The following is a 23,411-nucleotide window of genomic DNA, read 5'->3' on the forward strand; positions in this document are numbered from 1 at the left end:
CCACCGGGACCCGCATGGGCCGGAGGACCCGCGGCCGGACGGCGACCGCTCCGGAACCGTATCGGGTTACGATATTCCGGCTGCGGCTCTCACCCCGTGGGGCGGGAGCGAGGCCACCGCGAGGAGGTCCACCGTGCTCAGGGACCAGGGACGCAGGGTGCCGGACGGGCAGGAGCCCCTCCCGGTCGTCGTGGCGGTCGGCGCCGGTGCGGCCGAGGGTGACGCCGTGGTGTGGGCGGCCGCCGAGGCGGCCAGCCGCGGGGCACCGCTGCGCGTGGTGCACGCCGTGCCGCCCCGGTTGGTGGTCGACCCCTACGGGCTGATGCCGCCGGTCGCCGCTCCCCCGATGCCCGGCGTGGTGGCCTCCGAGCTGGTCGCGGTGGCCCTCGACCGGGCCGCCGCCGTGGCACCCGACCTGCCGGTGTCCGGTCACGTGCTCACCGGCGCGCCGGCCCGGCTGCTGGTCGAGCAGAGCAGGGACGCCGCACTGCTGGTGCTCGGCGGACGCGACCGCACCGGCCCGCACGGGCGACCCGCCGACGTGCTGTACGGCCGGGTGGCCGCCCGGGCGTCCTGTCCCGTCGTCCTCGTCCGGGCGCGGCCTCGGGCGCCGGGCGCCCCGGCGGTGCCCCGCGTGGTGGTCGGCATCGACGCCACCAGGTCCTGCGTCCCGGCCGTCGACTTCGCCTTCCGGGCCGCCGCGCAGCGGGGTGTGCCGCTGACCGCCCTGCACACCTGGTCACCGGACGCCCCCGCCGACCTGGAGGGCGCCTGCGGCGCCGCCGCGGTGATCGCGGCAGAGGCCACCCAGGAGCTCGACCGGGTGCTGGACTGCTGGTGCACCCGGGTCCCCGACGTGCCGGTGCAGCGCCGGGTGGTGCGCGGCGACCCGGCCGCGGCGCTCGTCACGGCCTCCCGCGGGGCAGCGCTGGTCGTGCTGGGGTGCCGCGGCCGGGGTCCGGTGCAGAGCCGGTTGTTCGGCTCGGTCAGCCGCCGGGTCGCCCGGGACGCGCTCGCACCGGTGGCCGTCGTCGGCGTCCGGTGCGCCGAGCGGCCGACGGCCCGGCCGGTGGGCCGGTGATGACACCGCGGACCGCGCGGGTCAGCCGGCGCCGTGCCAGGTCGGCGGTGTGAGGGCGGAGTCCATCCGGCGGAGTTCGTCGCGGTGCAGGGCGGCCAGCCGGGCGAGGAGCTGGTCGCCCGCGGCGGTGAGGGTCACCCGCACGACGCGGCCGTCCGCCGGGTCCTCGCCCCGCCGGACCAGGCCCTGGCCCTGCGCCCGGGAGACCAGCTCCACGACGCTGTGGTGCCGCAGCTGCAGCCGGTCGGCCAGCTCTCCGACCGTGGCCCACTCGCGGCCGGGGAAGCCCTTGAGCGCCAGCAGCAGCTGGTACTGCTGCGGCGTGGCGCCGTGCGCCCGGACGGTCTCCTCGCTGAAGCGGAGGTAGCGCCGGATCGCGGACCGGAACCTGGCCAGCGCCTCGAAGTCCTCCTTCGTCAGCGGCTCGGCGTCCTCGGGTGCACCGTCGACGGTCACCCGGCGACTCCGGCGGGCAGGCGCACGTCCACGCGGGTCACGATATCCGCGGCCGACCCCCGATCCCGGCAGCGCGGACGCCGGCGGTCAGCCGCTGCGGTCAGCAGCCGGGCGGCGGGTCGGCCGGGATCAGCGCCGGGGTCGTCCCCTCCGGCAGGAAGTAGGTGAGGTACACGACGGTGGGCTCGGTGCCGTCATTGGCGACGTTGTGGACGTGGGCCGGGTGCGCGAACGCGGTCCCGGCGGTGAAGGTCTCCTCCCGGCAGCCGTGGTCGTCCTCGCCCTTCCCGTGCGTCGGCTCGATCAGCCGCAGCGTCCCGCTCGCCACGACCGCCATGGAGGGTCCGGCGTGGGCGTGCCAGCCCGTGGAGCTCCCCGGCGAGACGGTGACCTGGACCATGGCGACGTCCGTCGGTTCGGTGACCTCCAGTTCCACGCCGGCCTCTTCGTCCTCCAGCTCGAACTCGCCTGCCGATCCCTGGGTCAGCAGGGCGCCTTGCAGGGGCGCCACCGGGGGGATGGGCGCGATGCCGTCGCCCGGGCCGTCATCGGAGTCCGCGTAGGCGGCTCCCGACGACAGTGCGAAGGCCAGCACTGCGCCGAGACCGACCGCGGTCACCTTCGTCTGCGTCGCCACTCCAGGTCGCACGACTGCCTCCCTGACGCTCGAGGTCCCGCCCGGCGGCGGGCGATGCCGACGCTAGGACGGTGCCGGGCAGGGTGGATGAGGAGCGGATGAGACTTCGATGAGGTCCGTTCAGCTCAGCTGGTCGTGCCAGTCGGCGCGGAGCCGGTACCCGGAACCCCGCACCGTCTGGACGACGTCCGCCCCGGGACCCAGCTTCACCCGGAGCGTCCGCACCACGGCGTCCACGACGTTGCTGCCCCCGGTGAACTCCGTGCCCCAGACCTCGCGCAGCAGCTCCGGTCGGGTGACGGGCCGCCCTGCACGACCGCACAGGTGCCGGAACAGCCCGGACTCCAGTGGCGTCAGGACGCACGAGCGGCCCTGGACCATCAGCTCGCGGGTGTCCTCGTCGACCTCCGGCCCCTGACACAGCCCGAGCTCCCTCCCGACGAGCGACGCCAGCCAGCCGTCCACCGACTCGGGGCCGTGGTCGAGGACGGCGCTGGTGCACCACCTGTCGTCCTCGGGAGAGTCGGCCTGCGGCAGCGGACGGAAGCCGAGTGCCTGGACCACGGGCCAGTAGGTCGCAGCGTCGGGGACGGCGACGTACATCCGCCTGAGTGCCGGACGCAGGGCCATGCAGCTCCGCTGGACGTCGAGCCAGCAGGCGGCCTGGGACGCGCAGGGTGACTCGCCGTGCTCGGTGTCCAGCCACTGTCTGAGGCCCAGGGCCACCTGTCCGCGAGGCAGCGGGCGGTCCCACAGGTCCTGGAGCCAGGCCGCGGTGACCACGTCGCCCGGGACCGGGCAGGTGTGCAGGAGCCCCGAGTTCAGCAGGATGGAGAAGCCGGCGACGTCGCCCCGGCGGTCGCGGACGACGGAGAAGCAGTGCGGCGCGACGTCCCACCACCGCTGGGTGACCGCGGCGGAGTCGGCGCCGTCGTGGCGGCGGGCGATCGACCGGACGGCCGCGGCGTCGCCGGGACGTGCCGGCTCGACGGCCACCGGCGCCGTGCGGCTGGGGAAGAAGGCCCCCCGGACGGCCGGGTCGTCGACGAGGTAGAGCAGGTCCGCCGTGTAGCGCCACAGCTCGTGCGGCGGCGCCTCCCTGGCCTCGACCCGGAGCTCACGCCAGGCCGCGCGCCGGTGGGCGAGGTACCTCAGCGGGTGCGAGCCACGCAGGTGGTCCGCGATGGCCGACTTCACCGCGTCGTCGACGACGAGCCCGTCACGACAGCTCTCGACGAAGGGCAGGGCGAGCAGCCGGTCCACGGCGTCGTCCCCGTCGGTGCCCGGGAGCATCGCCGACAGGACGGAGCCGGTTGCGCGCCGGACGACCGACGCCGCCTCCAGCGCACGTCGGATCAGCACGTCGTGCTCACCGTCGAGGTAGGACCGGGCGAGCTCGTCGACGACACGGGCCGTGGCCGCGTCCTCGACGGCCAGCTGGGGGTGCTCCGCGATGCCCGCGGCCGCCAGGGTCAGGGCCAACGGGTGCCCCCGGGCGACCCGGTTCAGCCGGACCGCGTCAGCCGCCGGCACGCCGAGCTGGTGCAGCAGCCGGAGGGAGTCCGCCTCGTCCAGGGGTCCGATCGGCAGGCTGTGGAAGCCCTCCACCGTGAACCAGCCCGCGGGCGGAGGGATGCGTCCGGCCAGGAGGAGCGTCACCCCGTGCGGCAATGCCGGTACCAGCATCTGACGCAGCCAGGTGTCCATCGGCCGACAGTCCTCGCAGGAGTCCAGGGCCAGCACCGCCGGGGACGACGACGGCCGGAGACGCGTCACCAGCTGGTGGACGTCTCTGAAGCCACCGATGGCCTGCAGCAGGCCGCGATCGGTCGGCTCCACGGTCCGGCAGTCGACCTCGACCACGTCGGCACCGGCGTCCCGCTGGGCACGGAGGAACCGGCGCAGCAGCACGGACTTACCGCTCCCCGCGATGCCGTGCAGGTAGCCGACGCGTCCCGCGCCGTCGTCCACCAGGTCGGCCAGGTCCTGCAGTTCCGCCTGGCGACCGACGAGTGCGCGCCCCACCCTCAGGGCTGGCCGGACCACGTGGTCAGTATGGGATCGCCGTCCTCGACCCGACAGGGCATCGCGCCCCTCCGGCGGGGAGGCGGAGCTCGACAGGAGGACGCACGTAGGGCCCGGTCGGCTGACCGGGCCCTACGTGGTGGAACGGGGATCTCGTGTGGAGGTGGCGGGAATCGAACCCGCGTCCTCCGACGCCTCACCAGGGCTTCTCCGAGCGCAGTTCGCTGTGCCTCTGCTCGACCCCACCGATCATGCGAACGAGTCGGTGTGACGGGCCCAGTCGCTGTTTGGTGTCCCACGCGTACCCGCGACCGGCACGCGCAGTGAGTCATCTAGCTGATGCCAGGGACCGGGTCGATGACGAACCCGGGCTGACAGACTCGCCTAGCTGCTTATCAGGCAGCGAGAGCGAAGTCGCGCTGATTGGAATCGGCGCTTGGTGTTTTGCAACGGATGGTTAACGAGATCATCGTTGCCTTCCTCGGCTCGCTTCCCCTGGTCAAACGACCGAAGTCGAGACCAATCACCCCCTGTGCAGTTGTGCGACCAGGGTAACGGGTGCCGAGCCGGATCTGTTCCCCAGCCGCGCCGAACACTCCCGGCCCCGCTGCAGGGTCCCGCCGCGAGCTTGCGAGCGGTGGGGGGCAGCGGGGTCCTATATCCAGTCGCGGCGCTTGAAGACCAGGTACAGGACGACGCTCACCATGGCCATCAGCACCAGCGCCATCGGGTAGCCCAGGTGCCAGGACAGCTCGGGCATGTCCTCGAAGTTCATCCCGTAGACCGTGCCGACCAGGGTGGGCGCGAAGAGGATGGCCGCCCAGGCGGAGATCTTCTTGACCTCCTCGCCCTGGGCGATGCTCGCCTCGGTCAGCTCGCGGATCTCGTCGTTCTGCCGCTGGGCGACCAGCGTGGCGTTCACCGTGAGGATGTCGCGCAGCTGCAGCCGGAAACCCTCCACCCGCTCGGTGACCTGCGTGACGTGGTCGGCGACGTCCCGCAGGTAGCTGCGCAGCTCCTCGTCGACGTGGTACTTCTCGAACCCGGCGGTGATGGCGGCGAGGATCCCGGTCAGCGGCTGCACCGCCCGCTGGAAGTCCAGCACCTCCTGGGACAGCTCGTAGATGCGCCGCGACGCCCCCGGGTCCCCGCCGAAGACCTCGACCTCGATCTCGTCGATGTCGTTGGCCAGCCCGGACACGACCGGGGCGTACCCGTCGACGACGGCGTCCAGAATCGCGTACAGCACCGCCTCGCTCCCCCGGGCCAGCAGCTCGGGGTCGCTCTCCAGTCGCCGGCGCACCCGGGCCAGGTCCGGCGACTCGCTGTGCCGGACGGTGATCACGAAGTCCGCGCCGAGGAACAGGTGCAGCTCGCCGAACTCCACCTCCTCCGCGGCGTCGAGGTACCGGGCGGCCTTGAGGACGACGAAGAGCGTGTTGCCGTAGCGCTCGAACTTCGGCCGCTGGTGGGCCTTGATCGCGTCCTCGACGGCGAGCTCGGGCAGGTCGTACTGCTCGGCCAGCTCCCCGAGCTCGGCCGGCTCGGGCCGGTAGAGGCCCAGCCACACCATCCGGTCCTCGAAGCCCTCCTCCAGCCACTCGTGGCTCTCGGCGGCCGAGGTCGGCGTGGCGATCCGCCGGCCGGCGGCGTAGACGGCGTTGTCCACCATCGGCGAAGGCCGGCTCACCGGCGGCTCGACCGGCGCCCGGTCGGGCAGCCGGGTCACGACCGGACGGCTCCGGCGGGTCAGCGAGGACAGCGCGGTGTAGGGGGTGCTCAGCGGCACGCGACGGCGGTCGGTCACGACGGGCTCCGGTGGGGGACGCGGGGACGGGGACGTCGGAGCGGTCCCCGTCGGCGGCACACCCAGCGGTCGGCACCGGACCGGGCGGTCAGCGGGAGGGGACCCCGGGACTCGGACTGGGGGGCTCGTTGCGAGCGGACCCGATGCGCACGGCCCCTCCTCCCCATGTCGGACGGCCCGGCGTCCGCGGGCCGTCGTCCATGGTGACACGCCGTGCCACCTGCGGGCACTCCTGCTGTCCGTCCATCGGGTGAACGGCCGGGGACGACGTCAGCCGTCGACTCCCCCGGCCGGCGGTGGCACCCGCAGCGCCACCAGGAACCGGGAGACCATCGCGTACCCGGCCACGGTGGCCGTCAGCTCGACCAGCTGCCGGTCGTCCAGGTGCTCCCGCAGGGCGTCGAACAGCCCGTCGGGGACGGCGACGTCCCGGGTGGAGGCGTCGGTGAACCGCAGCACCAGCTGCTGCGCCGGGGAGAACCCCGGGTCGCCGGCCGGCTCGGGCCGGCGCAGCGCGGCCAGCTGGTCCTCGGTGACCCCGGCCCGGCGGGCGGCCGGCACGTGCGCCGTCCACTCGAAGTCGGCTCCGTTGAGCACCGCGATCCGCAGCACCGCGAGCTCGGTGAGGTCCGGGCTCAGCGTCGTCCGGTTCCGGAGCGCCCCGAGCAGCGCGTTCCAGCCCTCCGCCACCGGCGGGCTGTGCAGCAGCATCCGGTCCAGACCGGACAGCTCCCCGCCGCGCCGGGCGCGCAGCGCCGCGGCCGCCGCCCGCACCGCCGGGTCGCCGTCCTCGGGTGCGTCCGGCAGCCGGGCCAGGCCAGTCATCCGGTCCCCTCCCCCTCCGGGCCGCCGCAGCATCCTCCCGTCGGCCCGCTCCCGGGGCAGTACACCACCCGGCGTCCACCGTCACCGAGCGCACCGCGTGGGTAGGGTGGGGCGACGACCGCGCGGCCACCCGATCGCTCGACGACCCGGCCGGCCCGCGGGCGAGACCTGGCCCCGGCAACGACGACGCGGGACGACCTGACGGACCGACCCACCCGGTGGACGTGCCCCACGCCCGCCCCACCGGCGCGACGTCCGGATCCCATGGCCCACCTGCGGAGGCACTGATCGACGTCCACAGCCTGACAGCAGCCCTGGCGCTGGCCGCCCTCGCCGCTGTGGCGGTCGGCCTCCAGTGGCGGCGCCGAGCCACCGCGGGAGCCCGCACCGGCACCGGACCGACCGCGACGGCAGGCGACCCGGACCGGGCGGGCCACTTCCGCGGCGACATCCAGGGCCTGCGCGCCGTCGCCGTGGGACTGGTCGTGGCCGCCCACCTGCTCGGCTGGCCCCGCGGCGGGTTCGTCGGCGTCGACGTCTTCTTCGTGATCTCGGGGTTCCTGATCACCGGCCTGCTCCTGCGGGAACTGGAGCGCACCGGGCGGATCTCCTTCCGGGACTTCTACGTCCGCCGGGTCAGGCGGATCCTCCCGGTGGCTCTGGTGACCCTCCTGGTCACGGTGGCGGCGATGCAGCTGCTGATCGGCGGCTCCCGCGCCCAGCAGACCCTCGTGGAGGCGGGCTTCGCGGCGGTCTTCGCGGCGAACGTCCACTTCGCGGCCGCCGGCACCGACTACTTCGCGGCGAGCGCGCCCCCGTCCCCGCTGCAGCACTTCTGGTCGCTGGCGGTCGAGGAGCAGTTCTACGTCGTCTGGCCCGTCCTGCTGCTGCTGGTGGCCTTGGCCGCCGCGCGGCTCGCCCGCCGGCCGCGCCCGGCGGTCGCCGTGGCCTCCGCCGTGGTCGTCGTGGCCTCGCTCGCCTGGTCGGTGGTCGGTACGACGCTGAGCCCCGAGACGGCGTACTTCTCGACCGCGACCCGCGCCTGGGAGCTGGGCGTCGGAGCCCTGCTGGCCGTCGGCGCACGCCGGATCGCGGCCCTCCCCGTGCCGGCGCTGACCCTCGCCGCGTGGACCGGGCTGCTCGGCATCGCGGCAGCCGCCCTGCTCGTCACCGACGACACGGCGTTCCCCGGGTTCGCCGCCGCGCTCCCCGTCGGGGGTGCCGCGCTGCTCATCGCCGGCGGGTCCCGCGCCGGCCGGTGGGCGCCCGGGGAGCTGTTCCTGTCCCACCAGCCCTTCCGGTACGTCGGGGACGTCTCCTACTCGCTCTACCTGTGGCACTGGCCGCTGTTCGTGGTCGCCACCGCCCTGGTCCCGCTGGACTCGCCGGTGTCCCGGCTCGCCCTGGTCGCCGCGGCGCTCGCGCTGGCGGCGACGTCCTACCACCTCGTCGAGCAGCCGGTCGCCCGGTCGGGCTGGCTCCTCCGCGAGGACGAGAAGTGGCGCCGGCACACGTCGGCCGGAACGAGCGACCACCGGCCGCTCACGCCGCGCACCGCGTGGGCGGTCGGGCTGTCGCTCCTCGCCGCGGGCACGGTCACCGGCGCCCTGCTCGGGACGCCGACCGCCGCTACGGCGGTGGCCGACACCGCCGACGACCGGCCGCTGGACGAGCAGATCGACGGAGCGCTGACCGCCGAGTCCTGGCCCGCGCTCGAGCCCTCGATCGACGAGGTGCTGTCGGGCTCCCGGACGCCGGAGGACGTGCGCCCCTGCGCCGGCGCCGTGGACCTCGACGTCGAGGAGTGCACCTGGGGTCCCGCGTCGGCCGACCGGACCGCGGTGCTGATCGGCGACTCCACGGCGGTGGCCTACGTGCCCGCGCTGCAGGAGTTCGTGGAGTCCGCGGACGGCGAGTGGCGGGTGGTCAGTGCAGCCATGAACGGCTGCGAGTTCGTGGACGTCACCATCCCGCACTCGACGAGCGTCGACGCCGCCTGCCCCGAGCGGAAGGACGACGCGGTCGCGCTGGTCGAGCGGCTGCAGCCCGACCTGGTCGTCGTCACCCACGCCTACATCGGGCACGAGGACGCCGACGGGCAGGAGCTGACGCCGGCCGCGTGGGCCACCTCCCTCGAGGGGTACCTGGAGCAGTTCTCGGCGGACGCCGGTGAGCTGGTGCTCATGGCCCCGCCGCCGCAGGGCCGGAACCCCGAGGAGTGCTACACGCGGCTGAGCAGCCCGAAGGACTGCGTCTCCAGCGTCAACGACGAGTGGTCGGAGCTGGCTGCCGCGGAGGAGGGCATGGCCAGGTCACTGGGCGCGGTGTACGTCGACTCCCGGCCGTGGTTCTGCTCCGACGACGGGGAGTGCCCCATCTTCGTCGGCTCGACCCTGACCCGGTTCGACGGACTGCACGTGACCGCCGACTACGCCCGCAAGATCGCGCCCACCATGGCCGAGGCGCTCGAGGACGCCCGGCCCTGACCCGCGCCGGGCCGGGCGCTCGTCAGCCCCGGGCCAGCGTCCCGGCCGGGAAGGCGCCGCCGGCGGTCAGCCGGGCGGCGAAGACCCCGGCCAGCTCGGCGACCCGCTCGGTGCGCTCGGCCCCCAGGTGCTCGAACGGCGCAGCGGACAGCGCGTCGGTCTCCTGCTCGAGCTCCGCCCGCGCCCGGGTGCCGGCCTCGGTCAGCGCGCCGTCGGCGACCAGGCCACGGTGGGCGAGCCCGGCCAGCGCGCCGGCCCACTCCTCGTCGGACCAGCCGCGGGTGGTCTGGGCGGCCGGCTGGGTGAATCCGCGCCCGGTGAGCGTGTGGGCGACCAGCGCCTCCAGGCCGGTCGTCCCGCTGCGGACCAGGGCGGCCACGTGCCCGTCGCCGCGGTGCTCGCGGAGCAGCGTGGCCGCGTGCCACAACTGCAGCACCGGCTCCTCGGGCCAGGGCTGGTCGGCGTGCCCGGCGTACAGCGGGCGGCCCTCCGGCGTCAGGGCGGCGCAGGCCTCGCGGAGCAGCCCGCCCAGCTCGACCACGTCCTCGGCCTCCGCCGCTGCCGGGCCGCCGAGCAGCCGGGTGAGCGAGGCCCGCGCGGCGTCCAGCCGGGCGGCGAGCACCTGCTCGGGGGTGGTCAGCGTCCAGGCCCGCGGGACGTGCCGGGCCACGATGGCCGGCGCGAAGTTGTAGAAGGTCGCCGTCACCACCCCCGGGCCGACGGCGCCCATCGCGGCGGCGCGGCCGGCGAAGTACACCATCCGGCCGGGGCGCAGGCCGGCCCCGGTCAGGTGCTCGTCGGTCTCCGGGGCGAAGTAGACGTGCGAGTGCAGCGGCTCCAGGCGCCGGTGGGCGCGGCCGACCAGCCGCAGGTCGATCCTCGGGCGGGCGGCGGGCCGATCGACGCTGACCATGGCGCGACCGTAGCGGCCCGGCCCCGGGCTGCCTGGCTGCGGGGACCGCGGGTCAGGTCAGCGGGGCGAGGTCGCGGGTCCAGGACGCCAGGGTCCGCCGCCGGGTGAAGCCCAGGGCCTCGTACAGGCCGAAGGCGCCGGTGACGTTCTCGGTGTCCACCTCGAGCCCGGCCGTGCCGCAGTCCGCCGCGGCAGCGGCGCGCAGCGCGGCGGTGATCACCGCGGTGGCCAGCCCACGACCGCGGACGGCGGGGAGGACGCCGATCTGCCCGAACCACGTCTCGCGGACCCCGGTCACCTCGACGGCCGCCTCGGAGACGTAGGCCAGCGCGTACCCGACGACGGCGCCGTCCTGCACGGCGAGCACCGACAGGTCCGGACGGAAGGACGGCTGCCCGGTGAACATGACCTGCCAGGAGGCGGCGTCGCGCTCGCTGGACCCGTGGTGCTCGGTGAAGGCGGCGTTGTGGGCGCGGCGGACCTCGTCGTCCCGGTCCCAGCCGAACGGGACCAGCTCGACGCCGTCCACCGGCCGGACCGGCGGCAGGTCGGTGAGCGAGCGCTCCATGTCGGCGTACCAGCGGGTCTGCCGCAGCCCGGCGCGGCGCAGCAGCGACTCCAGCGCCGGCATGGTCGTGGGCACCCGCGCTGTGAGCCGGCCCAGCGCCTCGGGATGCCGCTCGGCGTGTAGCTCGGTGCCGCGGTCCAGCTGCCAGGCCAGCAGCCCCCGGCCGATGCCCCGGCCGCGGGAGTCCGGGTGCACCCGGCCCTCCAGGTACACGGCGTAGGCGTCGCGGAAGGTGGGCGGGGCGATCGTCGCGGCGTAGCCGACCACCCGGTCGTCGCGGTCGAGCACCACCCGGGTGTCCCGGTCCAGGTCGACCAGCTCGTTGACCCACCAGGCCGCCAGGTCCTCGGGGCTCTCGTGCTCCCCGGTGTCGTCGAGGACCTCAGCCGCCTCCAGCAGCTCGGCGAGCACGGCGACGTCGTCCGGGCGCATCGGGCGGGCGGTGTGCCCCTCGGGCAGCGCGGGCATGGTGGTGGTCGGCACGGCTCCCGAGGCTAGGCGGCGACGCCGAAGAGCCTCGACCCGTTTTCCCACAGCACGGCCCGCAGCCAGTCCTCGCCCAGGTCCAGCCGGTGCAGGGCGGCGAGCTGGTGGGCGTAGGGGTACGGGATGGCCGGGAAGTCGCTGCCCAGCAGGACCTTGTCGCGCAGCCCGCCCAGCCGGGGCAGCAGTGCGCGGTCGAAGGGCATCAGCGCCTGCGTGAAGTCGGTGGCGAACATGGTGGTGTCCAGGTGCACCCGCTCGTACCGCTCGGCGAGGTCGAGGAAGGCGCCGTACTCCGGCATGCCGAGGTGGGCGATCACCAGCTGCAGCCGCGGGTGGCGCTCCAGCAGGCCGGTCATCGGGGTCGGGCCGGTGTGCTGGCCGGCCAGCGGGCCGGACCCGCAGTGGATGACGACCGGCGTCCCGGCCTCCGCCAGCAGCGCCCACACCGGATCCAGCAGCGGGTCGCGGGGGTCGAATCGGCCGACCTGCACGTGCACCTTGAACAGCCGGACGCCGTCGTCCACCGCCGCGGCGACGTACTCGGCCGCGCCGGGCTCGGGGTAGAAGGTGGCCGACCGCAGCACCCGCGGATCACGCTGGGCGAACTCCGCCGACCAGTCGTTCAGCCAGGCGGCCATGCCCGGTTTGTGCGGGTAGGGCAGCGTCGGGAACGCCCGGACGCCGAGGGCCTCCAGCACGGCGAGCCGCTCCTCGACCGGCAGCGCGTAGGTGATCGGCCACGGCCGGCCGTAGTGCGTCTCGGCGTCGGCGAAGTACTGCCACACCTTGGCCTGCACCCGCTCGGGCAGGAAGTGCACGTGCACGTCGACCAGGCCGGGCAGGCCGAGCTCCCGCCAGAACCGCGGGACGTCGGCGTCGTCGGCAGGAGGGGCGGTCACGGGAGCGACCCTAGAGCCGGCTCGGCCGATCCGACGCCGGGCGCCCGGGGCACCATCGGCACCCGCGCGCCACTAGCCTCCCGCGGCGTGGACACGAGCTTCAGCGCGGAGCTGTTCCAGTGGCGCGGGCCGGCGCCGTTCCACTGGTTGACCCTGCCTGCGGACGTGTGTGCCGACGTCCGGGCCGAGGCGGCGGCGACCAGTTACGGCTGGGGGGTGATCCCGGTCCGCGTGCGCATCGGGAGCACCGAGTGGGAGACCTCGCTGCTGCCACGCGCCGGCGGGTACGTGCTGCCGGTGAAGCAGAACCTCCGAGCGCAGGAACGCTTCGACGACGGTGACACGGTGACGGTCGTGATGCGCGTGGCTCCGCGCGGCGGTCGGGCGGCCAACGGCACCGGCCCGACCATCTGACGCACCGCCTCTGGACAGCGACTGGTCAGAGCGTGACGACGACCTTGCCGCGCACGTGCCCGCCGGCCACCAGCCGCTGCGCGTCGGCGGTCTGCTCTAGAGGGAAGGCCTTGGCGATCGGCACCCGCAGCTGCCCGGCGTCGGCCATCCGGCCCAGCTCCTCCAGGTCGTGGCTGTCGGGCCGGACGAACACGTACCGGCCACCCAGCTCCAGCACGCCCGGGTCCACGACGCTGGCGATCCGCGCCGGGTCGCGCACCTGCTTCGGCGCGTCGGCCAGGGTGTCGCCGCCGACCAGGTCGAGGACGGCGTCCACCGGCTCGGACAGCTGCCCGCTGATCGGCCCGGCCGCGTGGTCCAGCACCTCGGCCACGCCGGCGTCGCGCAGGAAGCCGTGGTTCCGCGGGCTGGCAGTGCCGATCACGTGCGCGCCGAGGGCGACGGCGATCTGGACGGCGAAGAAGCCGACCCCGCCCGACGCCCGGTGCACCAGCACCCGGTCGCCCTCGCCGACGTCGAGCGCCTCGGTGAGCGCCTGGTAGGCGGTCAGCCCGGCCAGCGGCAGCGCCCCGGCCTCGGCGAAGGACAGCGTCTCGGGTTTGGCGGCCAGGCAGCGCTGCGGCGCGGGCACCAGCTCCGCCGTCGTCCCCCACTGGACGTCGTCCCGGCGCAGGTAGCCGAACACCTCGTCGCCGGGCGCGAAGTCGACCACCGCCGGGCCGACCTGCTCGACCACCCCCGCGAGGTCCCAGCCGGGGATGATCGGGAAGTGGTGCGGGAAGAACCCGGCCAGGTTGCCGGCGCGGATGCCCATGTCCACCGGGTTGACCCCGGCGGCATGCGTGCGGACCAGCACGGTGTCCGGGCCGACCGGGGGCTCGGGCAGGTCGTCGCGGACGCGGAGCACGTCCTCGCCGCCGAACCGGTCGTAGGCGACGCCTCTCACCTGCGGCCCTTCACGTAGCGGCCGAAGGCCTTCTCCATCTCCCGGCGGGAGTCGCGCTCGGCCATGTCCTGGCGCTTGTCGTAGTTCTTCTTGCCCTTGGCGAGTGCGAGGGTGGCCTTGACCTTGCCGTCCTTGAAGTACAGGTCCAGCGGGACGAGCGAGAGCCCGCCCTCCTTGGTCTTGCCGATCAGCTTCTCGATCTCGTACCGGTGCATGAGCACCTTGCGCTTGCGGCGCGGGGCGTGATTGGTCCAGGTGCCCTCGGTGTACTCGGGGATGTGCACGTGCTGCAGCCACACCTCGCCCTGGTCCACCGTGGCGAACCCGTCGACCAGCGAGGCACGACCGGCGCGGAGGCTCTTCACCTCGGTGCCGGTCAGCACCAGGCCGACCTCGTAGGTGTCGAGGATCGAGTAGTCGTGCCGCGCCTTCTTGTTCTGGGCGATGAGCTTCCGCCCGGTCTCACGCGGCATGCCCCCAGGCTACCCACGTGCTCGTTCTGCGATCTCGGGCCTTCAGCCGCTGGGAGTCCACGACAACGCAGGACTCACCGTGCCTGTGGACGACGGCAGCGCGTCCCGCCCTCTGACCGGCACCCTGCCCCGGTGCCCCGCCGCCGTGCGCCGACCCGAGTCGGCCGCCCGCTCACCCGGCCCGCTGCCCGCACAGAGGGCATCACCGACTGGCAGTTGCGCCATCCGGACGTGATCAGGCTCTCCCGAGACACCTACCTCCCGCGCCATGACGACGGCGACGTGCGCACCCGGTTGCCGGCGATTCTGATGACGGCGCCGGCCGGTGCGGTCATCAGCCACCAGACGGCTGCCGCACTGTGGCGCGTGAAGATCCCACTGCAACGGACCGACCGGCCCGCCCACCTGATCGTCCCGGCGGACTCCAAGGCCAGGAACCGCCGAGACCGCCGTCTGCACCGCGTGCCGCTCCGGCCGGACGAGGTGGACCGCTGGTGGGGACTGCCGGTGACCACGCCGGCTCGTACGTGGCGTGACCTCGCCGCGGAACTCGAGCCGGCAGCGCTGCTCGCGGTCACCGACCAACTGCTCGATGTCCTCTGCCGACCCGCTGACCTCGAGCAGGCGCTCGGCCGGGCCCCCGCCGGACGCGGTGCTGCGCGCTGCCGTCGCGTGCTGGCGGTGGCTGATCCGAACGTCGACTCTCCCATGGAGTCCGTGGTCCGGTGGTTGCTGCACGAGGCCGGCCTGCCGCGCCCGAACCTGCAGTACCAGGCCTTCGACGACAGCGGCCGGCAGATCGGCTTCGGCGACATGGCCTGGCCCGACCGCAAGGTGCTGCTGGAGTTCGACGGCGACGTCCATCGGGAGCGCCGGGTCTTCGTCGGGGATCTACGCCGTCAGAACCGGCTGGTGCTCGAGGGCTGGATCGTGCTGCGCTTCAGCTCCGCCGACGTCCTGGGCCGCCCGCACGAGCTCGTGGCCGCCGTCCGGCGCGCTCTGCGGCTGTGACATCTGCGGTCTCGGGCTTCCCTGGCTGGAGATGCCACGAGACCGCAGAAGTCGCCGCGGCAGGAGGGCGAGCTACAGGCGGACGTAGAGGCGCAGGGTGACGTACGCGGCCACCGAGGCCAGGCCGACGCCGGCCGCCGCGATGATCGGGGAGATCGCCGCGATCGCCGCCCAGTCGACCGGCGGGATGATGCCGGCCTTGATCGGCCCGGCCAGCGTCTTGTCCACGAACAGCACCTTGGTGAGCACCAGCCCGCCGATGGCGAGGCCGGCGCCGATGAGCCCGGCCAGCGCCGCCTCGAGGATGAACGGCAGCTGCGTGTACCAGCGCGAGGCGCCGACCAGCCGCATGATGTTGGTCTCGTTGCGCCGGTTGAACGCGGCCAGCTGGATCGTGTTGGAGATCAGCAGCAGCGCGGCCAGCGCCTGGACGACGGCCACCGCGATCGTCGCGTTCCGGGCGCCGTTGAGCAGGCTGAACAGCCGGTCGAGGAAGTCGCCCTCGTCGCGGACGTCCTCCACGCCGTTCTGCCCGACCGGGAACTGCTCGGCGATCACCGCGTAGCGCTCGGGGTTCTCCAGCTCGACGCGGAAGCTCTCCGGCAGCGCGTCCTCGGGGGTGTTGGCGATCAGCGCGGGCTGCTCCTGGAACTGCTGGGTGAACCGCGCGTAGGCCTCGGCCTTGGACTCGTAGATGTAGTCCTGCACCTCCGGCGAGGACTCCAGGGCCGCGGCGATCGCGTCGCGCTGCGGGTCGGTGACGTCGTCGGTCAGGTAGATCGAGACCTGCACCTTGTCGTAGTAGATCTCCCGCATGTCGCTGATCATGTTGGCGATCAGCAGGCCGGTGCCCATGAGGCCCAGCGAGATCCCGGTGGTCAGGATCATCGCCACGGTCATGGTGAGGTTCCGACGCAGCCCGGCGGCCACCTCGGACAGGACGAAGTTGACGCGCATCAGTTCCCTGCCGTGTTCTGCGGTCCAGCGGTCATCGGACGGTCAGCGCCCGACGCCGTAGACGCCTCGGGACTGGTCGCGGCTGACGATGCCGTCGTTGAGCTCGATGACGCGGCGCCGCATGGAGTCGACGATGTGGTAGTCGTGCGTGGCCATGACCACGGTGGTGCCGGTGCGGTTGATCCGCTCCAGCAGCAGCATGATGTCCTGGCTGGTCTCAGGGTCCAGGTTGCCGGTGGGCTCGTCGGCGAGCAGCACCAGCGGCCGGTTGACGAACGCGCGGGCGATCGCCACCCGCTGCTGCTCACCACCGGACAGCTCGTTGGGCAGCCGGTTGCCCTTGCCTTCCAGGCCGACCATCTCCAGCACCTCGGGGACCACGCGCTTGATCGTGCGCTGCGGCTTGTTGATCACCTCGAGGGCGAACGCGACGTTCTCGGCGACCGTCTTGTTGCGCAGCAGCCGGAAGTCCTGGAAGACGCAGCCCATGGTGCGGCGCAGCTTGGGCACCTGCCACTTGCTCATCGTGCCCAGGTTCTTGTCGTTGACCGTGACGACGCCCTTGGTCGGGTTCTCCTCCTTCAGCAGCAGCCGCAAAAAGGTGGACTTGCCCGATCCGGAGGAGCCGATGAGGAAGACGAACTCGCCCTTGTCGATCTGCATCGAGACGTCATCCAGGGCCGGCCGCGGGCTGGTCGGGTAGATCTTGGTGACGTGTTGCAATTCGATCACGGGGTGCCACGGTACCTGTCCCGGGCCGCACCATGTCCTGTTCGACCGGCGCGCCCCCGCGCTAGTTGGACTCCGCAGTCTCCTGCTGGCGGCGCCAGCGGATGCCGGCCTCGATGAACGCGTCGATGTCGCCGTCCAGCACGTTGGAGGGGTTGCCGCTCTCCACCTCGGTCCGCAGGTCCTTGACCATCTGGTACGGGTGCAGCACGTAGGAGCGCATCTGGTTGCCCCAGCTGCTGCCCTCCCCCTTGAGCGCGTCCATCTCCGCGCGCTGCTCCTGCTGGCGGACGACGAGCAGCCGGGCCTGCAGCACCCGCAGCGCGGCCGCCCGGTTCTGGATCTGGGACTTCTCGTTCTGGCAGGACACCACGATGCCGGTGGGGATGTGCGTCATCCGGACGGCGGAGTCGGTGGTGTTGACGCTCTGCCCACCGGGGCCGGAGGACCGGAAGACGTCGACCCGGATCTCGTTCTCCGGGATGTCGACGTGGTCGGTCTGCTCGACCACGGGCAGCACCTCGACCCCGGCGAAGGAGGTCTGCCGGCGTCCCTGGTTGTCGAAGGGCGAGATGCGCACCAGCCGGTGGGTGCCCTGCTCGACCGACAGCGTGCCGTAGGCATACGGCTGCTTGACCGCGAAGGTGGCCGACTTGATGCCGGCCTCCTCGGCGTAGGAGACGTCGTAGACCTCGGTGGGGTACTTGTGCCGCTCCGCCCAGCGCAGGTACATCCGCATCAGCATCTCGGCGAAGTCGGCGGCGTCCACGCCACCGGCCTCCGAGCGGATGGTCACCAGGGCCTCGCGGGAGTCGTACTCCCCCGACAGCAGGGTGCGGACCTCGAGCTCCTCGATCGCCGTCCGGATGCCGACCAGCTCGCGCTCGGTCTCGGCCGTGGTGTCGGCGTCGCCCTCCTCCTCGGCCAGCTCGTGCATGAGGGCGACGTCCTCGAGCCGGGACCGCAGGTCCTCGACCCGGCGCAGGTCGCCCTGCAGGTAGGACAGCCGGGAGGTGACCGCCTGGGCGGCCTCGACGTCGTTCCAGAGGTCCGGCGCGGCGGCCTGTTGTTCCAGGTCGGCGATCTCGCTGCGCATGTCGTCGATCCGCAGGACGGCCTCGATCGACTTCAGCGTCGTGTTCAGTTCGTCGAGTACGACAGAGAAGTCAGCGGCCACGTCGATCCAGGGTAGTGCGCCCGGCGCCCGGGTACCGATCGGACTCATGGCCGACCCGCCCGGAGCGCGCTGACGCCGCGCCTGGACCTCACTCGTACAGCACGTACTCCGGCTGGGGCGCGAGCGCGAGGACGTCGGCGGGGGCCATCAGCGGGCCGGAGCGGACGTCCTCCTCGTAGAACAGCTTGAAGCCGGTGTGCACGAACGGCGGCAGGCCCTCGACCACCCGCCGGTAGGTGCCGACCTTGTCCGCGGCGGCGCCGATGCCGTCGACGCTCTTCACCAGGACGACGCCGGGGCGCTCGGTCAGCAGCTGCTCGTCGCGGACGATGTCCACGTGCAGCTGGTGGTAGACCAGCACCTTCTGCGGCAGCCCGCCGGCGGTGACCAGCCCGTCCAGGTAGCCCGCGACCGCGTCGAGCTCGGCGCCGGTCGTGGAGCCGAAGACGTCGCCGGGCCGCTGACCGGGGTCGACGGCCCACTCCGGGTCCAGCGCGAGGCCGACGTCGGGTTCCTTGAGCCAGCGTTCGTAGTGCTGGACGGCGGGCAGGAAGTCCTCGGTCCCGGGCTGGATGCCCAGCAGCAGCACGGCCCCGGCGGCCCGGGCGGCGTCCAGGTAGGTCTGCACGGTCTCGTCCGTCGCCGGCGCGCTGTAGGTGCCGGCCGGCCCGGGGAACGGGTGGGCCATCGTGGCGATCAGCTCGAAGACCGGCAGCACCGTCCGGTCGGCGCCGTAGGGCGCGGCCTGCTCGCGCAGCCGGGCGGCGGCCGCGGCGAGGTCGCCGGTGAGCGGGCCCAGCGCGGCGGACCCCGGCCCGCCGGAGAAGCCGACCAGCCGGCGGTCCGGGAACACCTGCGTGCCTCCGCCCGGCAGCTGCGGCGGCGGAGGCGGGGTGGTCGGCGCGGCGGTGCTGGTCGCCGCGGCGGACCGGTCGGCGTCCTCGGCCGCGGCCTGGCTGCCACCGCCGCCCTCCGGGGCGGCGGAGCAGCCGCCGAGCGCGAGCACCGCCACCAGCAGGGCGCCGGGGAGCGCGGTCAGTGGGGATCGGGGAGGCACCGCGACCACCTTGCTCGCTCCGGCCGCCGGGGACAACCCGGTCAGGGGACGGCGATGGACAGCTGAGGCACCGGCCGGCAGGCGATCCACGCGGACAGCTCAGCGGCCGGCATCGGCCGGGCGATGTGGAAGCCCTGCACGTAGGTGCAGCCGAGGTCGGTGGCCATGGCCAGCTGCTCGGCGGTCTCCACGCCTTCGGCGGTGCTCCGCATGCCGCAGGCCTGGGCCAGCCCCACCACGGCGGCGACCGCGGCGGCGGACTGGCTGCGCCGGTGGTCGGCACCGGCGACCAGGGCCCGGTCGATCTTGAGCACGCCGGCGGGCATGGAGACCAGCTGGGACAGCGAGGAGAACCCGCTGCCGAAGTCGTCGATGGAGACCTCGACCCCGGAGATCTGCAGGGCGGCGAACTGCTCGGCGGCGCGCTCGGGGTCCTCGGCCACGCAGGTCTCGGTGAGCTCCAGCAGCAGCCGCTCGGGCGCCAGGCCGGACACCTCCAGCGCGAAGGCGACGTCGCTGACCAGGGTGCCGGTGGCCAGGTGCGCGGCGCTGATGTTGACCCCGACGACGACGTCCAGGCCGGCGTCGGCCCACCGGGCCGCCTGCCGGGTGGCCTCGGCCAGCACCCAGCGGGTGAGCGGGGTGATCAGCCCGTTCTGCTCGGCGACCGGGATGAAGTCGCTGGGCGGCAGCAGTCCGCGCTCGGGGTGCTGCCAGCGGACCAGCGCCTCCACGCCGGTGACCGCGCCGGTGGGCAGGTGCAGCACCGGCTGGTAGTGCAGCACCAGGTCGCCGGCGTCGATCGCTCCGCGCAGCTCGGTCGCGACCAGCGCCTTCTGGTGCACGGCGGCGCGCAGCTCGGGGCTGAACACCCGCACCCGGTTGCGGCCGGCGGCCTTGGCCGCGTACATCGCCAGGTCGGCGTTCCCGACCAGGTCGGTGGACCGCAGCCCAGGGACGTCGGCGACGCTGGCGGTGGCGATGCCGATGCTGGCCGTCAGCCGGGCGCTGCGGCCGTTGAGCTGGAAGGGCTCGTCGAAGGCCCGCTGGCAGCGGATGGCCAGCGCCGCGGCGCCGGCGGGGTCGCAGTCCCGGCCCAGGACGACGAACTCGTCACCGCCGAGCCGTCCGACGGTGTCCTCGCTGCGGGTGCGCCCGCTCAGCCGGGCCGCCAGCTGGCGCAGCAGGTCGTCGCCGACCTCGTGGCCCAGGGAGTCGTTGACGTCCTTGAAGCCGTCGACGTCGAGGAAGAGCACGGTCACCGAGGGGTGGTCGGGGCGCTGCAGCTCGGCGTCGATCAGCTCGTGCAGGTGCGCCCGGTTGGGCAGCTCGGTCAGGTGGTCGTGCCGGGCCTGCCAGGCCGACGCCCGCTCGGCCCGCACCCGCGAGGTGACGTCGGTGTGGGTGACCACGATCTGGCCGGCCCGGTCCACCCGGGAGGCCTGCAGGTGGAACCAGCGGGTGCCGGTGGCGGTGACGAAGGCGTAGTCGGAGGAGACCAGCTCGCGCTCGCCGCGGGAAAGCTCCTGCAGGCGGTCCAGCACCACCAGCGTGCGGGGGTCGTCGGCCAGCGCCTGGGCCAACTCGAAGTAGTCGTCGCCGACGCCGATGTCCAGCCGGTCGTCGCCCAGGAGCCCGGCGGCCGCCGTCCAGGCGGAGTTGGCCAGCAGCACCCGGCCCTCGGCGTCCAGCAACAGCGTGGGTGAGGGCAACGCGTCGAGGACGGCCTCCACCACGACGGTGTGACCGCGCGAGGCGCTGTCCCCCCGCCGTACGTCGGTGGGCAGCTCGTGGCTGCTCGCTCGCCCTGGCACGTGGCACCTCCGCCTGCAGTTGAGGACGCGCCGTCGGTGGCGCTCCGTGTTCGTCCAGCTTCAGTATCGCGAACCCCGAGGAGCGTCCCGCCACGCCGACGTGTCGGGAAAGAGTGAGTGCCCCCACGTAGGACCGGCGAGTCGGAGCCGCCATCCGGCAGACCTGTGGGCATGTCGCGGCCGGTGGGCGTGTCGCCGCCACGGGTGTGGTGCTCCCCCGGCGCCGGGTAGGAGGACGCCATGAGCGACTCGAAGACGATCCAGCTCGGCGGCGAGGACTACGTGGTCCAGCCCGGGGACGGCGTGCTGAAGGTGGGCCGGCCGACCGGCGACGACGTGACCTGGCTGGACGACGTCGACCTCGGGCTGCTGTCCACCGACGCCCGTGCCGCCGTCGAACGCGGGGAGCTGTCGGACGGCTCGCTGGAGCTGGCCCTGCTGGGCATCGTGCGCGCGCAGGCCGACCGCGGCGCCTGACGCCGTCCCGGCGCCGACCCCTCGCAGGGCTCGGGGTCTCCCTCGGTGGGCGCCCCCGGTCAGCCCTTGGTGATGGTGACGGAGTCCATCAGGCCGGTGTACTGGTCGGCGCCGCCGCCGTCCTTGGCGCCGATGTACAGCGTCGCCGAGCTGGTGATCGAGCCGATCGGGCCCGACCGGGAGTACGACGTCCCGTCCACGGTGAGGACGACGGCGTTCCCGCTGCGGGCGCAGGACATCCGGTGCCAGCGGTCGTCGGCCAGGTTCGGGCCGGCGCTGATGCTGACCCCGCCGGAGGAGCCGCGGAAGTTGCAGTACCCCCGGCCGTTCTGCACCACCTCGACCTTGTAGCTGCCGCCGGCGGTCGTGGACAGGCCCACCCGCAGCAGGTCGTAGTCCTTGACAGCAGTGGTCGGCGGCTCGGCGAACCGCACGCTCATGGTGATCTTCATGTTGCCCGTGCCGGGGCGGAAGTCACCCGACGACGGGACGCTCACGTACGACGGGGTCTTGAAGAAGCCGTACCCGTAGCCGGAGACGCCCGGCTGGCGGACGGTGACGTTGCGGAGCGTGCCGGTGTGCCCGCGGCCGGTGGCGTCGGACATCGTCGAGCCGCCATCGCCCATGTTCCAGGAGGTGACCAGCACCGGCGCCGCAGCGGCGGGTGTCGCCGAGGTGACCACCAGCGCGGCCGCCAGGGCCACACACCAGGTCAGGGGCTGGAGGAGTCGGGGAGCACGGGACGCACGGGGCATGGCGCTGCCTTCCGGTCGGTGGACTGGCCGGGAAGCTAGCGGGCCGGAGGCCGGCCGGCGGACGGTCTGCCGCGCGCCACCGCTCGCCGCGCCGACGGCACGCCGTTCGTGGCAGCCGCGGTGCGGTGACTGGCACATCTCGTGGGCAGCCGACGCAGGCTTGCGGAACTCTTGCGTAACGCTGGAGGTGCCCCTGCGGTCCGGCGCGCAACGTCGTCGGCATGGACATCGAGAGCGCATACGCCCTGCTGGCCGAGCTGGAACTTCGTGACGTCGAGGACCTCGGCGACGACTGGTTCGAGGCGGAGCTCGCCGACCTGCTGCCGCTCGCCTGAGCCGACCCTTCGCCAGGGGTTGCCCGACGCCGGGCGGCCGAATCACACCCGTTTCGTCACATGCTGACAGTGCCGTTCCGCCTGGGTTCCACATAGTTTCGGCTCCGTCGGACCAGAGCCCACGGGGAGCACCATGACGCAGCAGTCGTATCCACAGCAGCAGGAGCCGGGCGCCTACGTCTACGGCTATCCACCCCCGCCCTTCCCCGAGCAGCAGCGACCGAAGGGCTCGGGCCTCGGCATCGCGGCGCTGGTGCTGGGCATCATCGCCCTGCTGCTGTCCTGGATCCCGGTCGTCAACTACCTGGCGATCGTCCTGGCCCTGGTCGGCCTCGGACTGGGCATCGCCGGGATCGTCAAGTCGCACCGTGTCATGTCGGTCATCGGCTCGGCGCTGTCCGTCCTGGCGATCGTCGTGGCGATCGTCATCAACATCGTGTTCGTGGCCGCCGTCGACGAGGCCGTCGCCGAGCTGGACGCCTCCTTGCCGGCGGACACCAGCATCGCCGAGGGCGGCGACGCGGTGCTCGACGCCGAGGCCGACACGAACGCCGGTGGTGACGTCGATGCCGGTGCCGGTGCCGGTGCGGAGAACGAGCGCGGGAACGTCGTGCAGGCCATCGGCGAGCAGGGCGGCCTGACCGACGACTCCGGCGCGGACTTCCTCACCTTCAGCGTCGACGCGATCACCGTCGACCCCGTGTGCAACGCGGACTGGGCGGCCTACGGCACCCCGGTCGACCCGGGCCGCCACCTGGTCGCCGTCCAGATGACCGTGGCCACCAGCCCGGCGGTGAGCGAGGACGACTACCTGTCGCTCAGCGGGTACGACTTCACCTTCATCGGGGCCGACGGGGTCACCGTCGACGCGCTGGACAGCATGGCGACCTACGGGTGCCTGGAGGACAGCCAGACCTTCACCAGCGACCAGCTCGGCCCTGGCCAGACCTACGTGGGCGCCGTCGTGCTGGACGTGCCGGCGGCCGGCGGCACGCTCGTGCTCGACCCCTCGTGGGGTCAGCTGGGTGGCTGGGAGTACAGCTTCTGACCGACCCTCACCAGCTCGCCCGGGCCCCGCTGTCG

22 protein-coding genes and 1 other RNA gene are annotated in these 23,411 nt (G+C 73.5%); 6 read left to right on the top strand and 17 right to left on the bottom strand.

All coding sequences use genetic code 11. The features are described 5' to 3' along the window. The first annotated feature begins 157 nt into the window (after positions 1 to 157). Positions 158 to 1,081 (top strand): universal stress protein, encoded by a 924-nt coding sequence (locus ACWIX6_RS18315; RefSeq protein ID WP_448613864.1) that lies wholly within the window; start codon positions 158 to 160, stop codon positions 1,079 to 1,081. A gap of 21 nt (positions 1,082 to 1,102) precedes the next feature. On the opposite strand, the gene ACWIX6_RS18320 is transcribed toward ACWIX6_RS18315, so the two are convergent. The 6 genes from ACWIX6_RS18320 to ACWIX6_RS18345 all read right to left on the bottom strand — a co-directional run bounded on the left by ACWIX6_RS18320 (position 1,103) and on the right by ACWIX6_RS18345 (position 6,831). After that, positions 1,103 to 1,537, bottom strand: a complete 435-nt coding sequence (locus ACWIX6_RS18320; RefSeq protein ID WP_448613865.1) for a MarR family winged helix-turn-helix transcriptional regulator — start codon at positions 1,535 to 1,537, stop codon at positions 1,103 to 1,105. A gap of 100 nt (positions 1,538 to 1,637) precedes the next feature. Further along, positions 1,638 to 2,186 (bottom strand): cupin domain-containing protein, encoded by a 549-nt coding sequence (locus ACWIX6_RS18325; protein WP_448613866.1) that lies wholly within the window; start codon positions 2,184 to 2,186, stop codon positions 1,638 to 1,640. Between the two features lie 108 nt (positions 2,187 to 2,294). Continuing rightward, positions 2,295 to 4,220, bottom strand: coding sequence for a winged helix-turn-helix domain-containing protein (locus ACWIX6_RS18330; RefSeq protein ID WP_448613867.1), 1,926 nt, complete (start codon positions 4,218 to 4,220; stop codon positions 2,295 to 2,297). A 134-nt stretch (positions 4,221 to 4,354) separates the two neighbouring features. Further along, positions 4,355 to 4,730: a transfer-messenger RNA gene (ssrA, locus tag ACWIX6_RS18335) on the bottom strand. Positions 4,731 to 4,854: 124 nt separating this feature from the next. Then, complete coding sequence (locus tag ACWIX6_RS18340) at positions 4,855 to 6,006, bottom strand: magnesium and cobalt transport protein CorA (protein WP_448613868.1); 1,152 nt, start codon at positions 6,004 to 6,006, stop codon at positions 4,855 to 4,857. 270 nt (positions 6,007 to 6,276) lie between these two features. Further along, positions 6,277 to 6,831 carry a carboxymuconolactone decarboxylase family protein gene (locus ACWIX6_RS18345; RefSeq protein WP_448613869.1) on the bottom strand — a complete coding sequence of 185 codons (555 nt, stop codon included), beginning with the start codon at positions 6,829 to 6,831 and terminating at the stop codon, positions 6,277 to 6,279. A 338-nt stretch (positions 6,832 to 7,169) separates the two neighbouring features. Between ACWIX6_RS18345 and ACWIX6_RS18350 the strand changes: the two genes are divergently transcribed. Beyond that, positions 7,170 to 9,317 carry an acyltransferase family protein gene (locus tag ACWIX6_RS18350; RefSeq protein WP_448613870.1) on the top strand — a complete coding sequence of 716 codons (2,148 nt, stop codon included), beginning with the start codon at positions 7,170 to 7,172 and terminating at the stop codon, positions 9,315 to 9,317. 22 nt (positions 9,318 to 9,339) lie between these two features. On the opposite strand, the gene ACWIX6_RS18355 is transcribed toward ACWIX6_RS18350, so the two are convergent. Genes ACWIX6_RS18355 through ACWIX6_RS18365 form a run of 3 tightly spaced genes read right to left on the bottom strand, consistent with a single transcriptional unit; the run spans position 9,340 to position 12,183 of the window. Continuing rightward, positions 9,340 to 10,230: an SCO6745 family protein gene (locus ACWIX6_RS18355; RefSeq protein WP_448613871.1), complete on the bottom strand. Its 891-nt coding sequence runs from the start codon at positions 10,228 to 10,230 to the stop codon at positions 9,340 to 9,342. 52 nt (positions 10,231 to 10,282) lie between these two features. Next, positions 10,283 to 11,281, bottom strand: a complete 999-nt coding sequence (locus ACWIX6_RS18360; RefSeq protein ID WP_448613872.1) for a GNAT family N-acetyltransferase — start codon at positions 11,279 to 11,281, stop codon at positions 10,283 to 10,285. An 11-nt stretch (positions 11,282 to 11,292) separates the two neighbouring features. Continuing rightward, on the bottom strand, positions 11,293 to 12,183 hold the full coding sequence (locus tag ACWIX6_RS18365; RefSeq protein ID WP_448613873.1) for an amidohydrolase family protein: 891 nt from the start codon (positions 12,181 to 12,183) through the stop codon (positions 11,293 to 11,295). Positions 12,184 to 12,270: 87 nt separating this feature from the next. On the opposite strand from ACWIX6_RS18365, the gene ACWIX6_RS18370 reads away from it, so the two are divergent. After that, the gene (locus tag ACWIX6_RS18370) at positions 12,271 to 12,597 is read left to right on the top strand and encodes a DUF1905 domain-containing protein (protein ID WP_448613874.1); all 327 of its coding nucleotides are present in this window, start codon (positions 12,271 to 12,273) and stop codon (positions 12,595 to 12,597) included. Between the two features lie 25 nt (positions 12,598 to 12,622). Here ACWIX6_RS18370 and ACWIX6_RS18375 read toward each other — a convergent pair whose 3' ends face one another. Continuing rightward, complete coding sequence (locus ACWIX6_RS18375; protein ID WP_448613875.1) at positions 12,623 to 13,543, bottom strand: NADP-dependent oxidoreductase; 921 nt, start codon at positions 13,541 to 13,543, stop codon at positions 12,623 to 12,625. Continuing rightward, positions 13,540 to 14,016 carry an SsrA-binding protein SmpB gene (gene smpB, locus ACWIX6_RS18380; RefSeq protein WP_448613876.1) on the bottom strand — a complete coding sequence of 159 codons (477 nt, stop codon included), beginning with the start codon at positions 14,014 to 14,016 and terminating at the stop codon, positions 13,540 to 13,542. The genes ACWIX6_RS18375 and smpB overlap by 4 nt, the downstream gene beginning before the upstream one ends. Before the next feature lie 132 nt (positions 14,017 to 14,148). Here smpB and ACWIX6_RS18385 point away from each other — a divergent pair, with 132 nt between their 5' ends. After that, positions 14,149 to 15,027: an endonuclease domain-containing protein gene (locus tag ACWIX6_RS18385; protein WP_448613877.1), complete on the top strand. Its 879-nt coding sequence runs from the start codon at positions 14,149 to 14,151 to the stop codon at positions 15,025 to 15,027. 72 nt (positions 15,028 to 15,099) lie between these two features. Here ACWIX6_RS18385 and ftsX read toward each other — a convergent pair whose 3' ends face one another. From ftsX to ACWIX6_RS18410, 5 genes are all read right to left on the bottom strand, one after another. Continuing rightward, positions 15,100 to 15,984 carry a permease-like cell division protein FtsX gene (gene ftsX / locus ACWIX6_RS18390; protein ID WP_448613878.1) on the bottom strand — a complete coding sequence of 295 codons (885 nt, stop codon included), beginning with the start codon at positions 15,982 to 15,984 and terminating at the stop codon, positions 15,100 to 15,102. A 42-nt stretch (positions 15,985 to 16,026) separates the two neighbouring features. Continuing rightward, positions 16,027 to 16,716 (bottom strand): cell division ATP-binding protein FtsE, encoded by a 690-nt coding sequence (gene ftsE / locus ACWIX6_RS18395; RefSeq protein WP_448613879.1) that lies wholly within the window; start codon positions 16,714 to 16,716, stop codon positions 16,027 to 16,029. Between the two features lie 61 nt (positions 16,717 to 16,777). Next, complete coding sequence (prfB, locus tag ACWIX6_RS18400; protein ID WP_448613880.1) at positions 16,778 to 17,890, bottom strand: peptide chain release factor 2; 1,113 nt, start codon at positions 17,888 to 17,890, stop codon at positions 16,778 to 16,780. Between the two features lie 88 nt (positions 17,891 to 17,978). Further along, a complete protein-coding gene (locus tag ACWIX6_RS18405) occupies positions 17,979 to 18,947 on the bottom strand; it encodes a hypothetical protein (RefSeq protein ID WP_448613881.1) in 969 nt (322 codons plus the stop codon). A 41-nt stretch (positions 18,948 to 18,988) separates the two neighbouring features. Continuing rightward, a complete protein-coding gene (locus ACWIX6_RS18410; protein WP_448613882.1) occupies positions 18,989 to 20,761 on the bottom strand; it encodes a putative bifunctional diguanylate cyclase/phosphodiesterase in 1,773 nt (590 codons plus the stop codon). Positions 20,762 to 21,001: 240 nt separating this feature from the next. Between ACWIX6_RS18410 and ACWIX6_RS18415 the strand changes: the two genes are divergently transcribed. Beyond that, a complete protein-coding gene (locus ACWIX6_RS18415) occupies positions 21,002 to 21,238 on the top strand; it encodes a hypothetical protein (RefSeq protein ID WP_448613883.1) in 237 nt (78 codons plus the stop codon). A 59-nt stretch (positions 21,239 to 21,297) separates the two neighbouring features. On the opposite strand, the gene ACWIX6_RS18420 is transcribed toward ACWIX6_RS18415, so the two are convergent. Beyond that, the gene (locus ACWIX6_RS18420; protein WP_448613884.1) at positions 21,298 to 21,942 is read right to left on the bottom strand and encodes a laminin G domain-containing protein; all 645 of its coding nucleotides are present in this window, start codon (positions 21,940 to 21,942) and stop codon (positions 21,298 to 21,300) included. A 519-nt stretch (positions 21,943 to 22,461) separates the two neighbouring features. Between ACWIX6_RS18420 and ACWIX6_RS18425 the strand changes: the two genes are divergently transcribed. Continuing rightward, complete coding sequence (locus tag ACWIX6_RS18425) at positions 22,462 to 23,376, top strand: hypothetical protein (RefSeq protein WP_448613885.1); 915 nt, start codon at positions 22,462 to 22,464, stop codon at positions 23,374 to 23,376. Positions 23,377 to 23,411: the final 35 nt, after the last annotated feature.

The sequence above is a fragment of the Modestobacter sp. URMC 112 genome (assembly GCF_053502575.1).